Origin of the sequence: Pseudomonas sp. PHC1 (assembly GCF_046487845.1) — a bacterium.
GTDB classification, from domain to species: Bacteria; Pseudomonadota; Gammaproteobacteria; order Pseudomonadales; family Pseudomonadaceae; genus Aquipseudomonas; species Aquipseudomonas sputi.
The window spans coordinates 1-1255 of sequence record NZ_JBJXHJ010000061.1 but is presented as its reverse complement, the minus strand read 5'-3'; the positions used below and the strand labels follow the sequence as shown (position 1 = coordinate 1255).

Genomic DNA, 1255 nt, shown 5'->3' with positions numbered 1-1255 from the left:
CATTCCATTCCATTCCATTCCATTCCATTCCGGAAGATTCCATTCCATTGCATTCCATTCCATTCCATTCCCCTGCACTCGCGTTGATTCCATTCCATTCCATTCCATTCCATTCCGTTCCGTTCCATTCCATTCCATTCCATTCCATTCCATTCCATTCCGTTCCGTTCCATTCCATTCCATTCCATTCTATTCGGGTTAATTCCATTCCATTCCATTCGATTGCAATCGAGTTGATTCCATTCCATTCCATTCCATTCCATTCCATTCCATTCCATTCCTTTCCATTCCATTACGGATGATTCCATTCCATTGCATTCCATTCCATTCCATTCCCCTGTACTCGGGTTGATTCCATTCCATTCCATTCCAATCCATGCCATTCCACTCGTGTTGATTCCATTCTTTCCATTCCATTCAAGTTGAATCCATTCCATTGCATTCCATTCCATTCGATTCCATTCGATTGCACTCGGGTTGATTCCATTCCATTGCATTCCATTCCATTCCATTCCATTCCATTCCATTCCATTCCATTCCGTTCCATTCCATTCCATTACATTCGGATTGATTCTATTCAATTCCCTTACACTCCATTACATTCCATTCCATTCGGGTAGTTTCCATTCCATTCCATTCCATTCCTCTCCATTCCATTGCACTCGGGTTGATTCCATTCCATTGCATTCCATTCCATTCCATTCAATTCCATTCCGTTCCATTCCATTCCATTACATTCGGATTGATTCTATTCAACTCCCTTACTCTCCATTACATTCCATTCCATTCGGGTTGTTCCATTCCATTCCATTCCATTCCACTCCATTCCATTGCACTCGGGTTGATTCCATTCCATTCCATTCCATTCCATTCCATTCCATTCCGGATGATTCCATTCCATTGCATTCCGTTCCATTACATTCCCCTGCACTCGCGTTGATTCCATTCCATTCCATTCCATTCCATTCAATTCCATTCCATTACAATTCGTTCCATTCCATTCTATTCCGTACCATTCCATTCCATTCCATACCATTCCATTCCATTCCATTCCATTCCATTCCGTTCCATTCCGTTCCATTCCATTCCATTCCATTCTATTCGGATTAATTCCATTCCATTCCATTCCATTCCATTCTATTCCATTCCATTGCAATCGAGTTGAATCCATTGCATTTCATTCCATTCCATTCCATTCCATTCCATTCCGGAAGATTCCATTCCATTGCATTCCATTCCATTCCATTCCCCTGCA

The 1255-nt window shown here is 41.8% G+C and carries 2 protein-coding genes; both read right to left on the bottom strand.

Annotation, left to right across the window (positions count from 1 at the left end; translation table 11 throughout):
- The coding region (locus ACKJSM_RS28625; RefSeq protein WP_410239534.1) for a hypothetical protein at positions 1-581 on the bottom strand (581 nt) is incomplete at its 3' end.
- A gap of 167 nt (positions 582-748) precedes the next feature.
- Positions 749-1156 (bottom strand): hypothetical protein, encoded by a 408-nt coding sequence (locus ACKJSM_RS28620; protein WP_410239533.1) that lies wholly within the window; start codon positions 1154-1156, stop codon positions 749-751.
- Positions 1157-1255 lie beyond the last annotated feature (99 nt).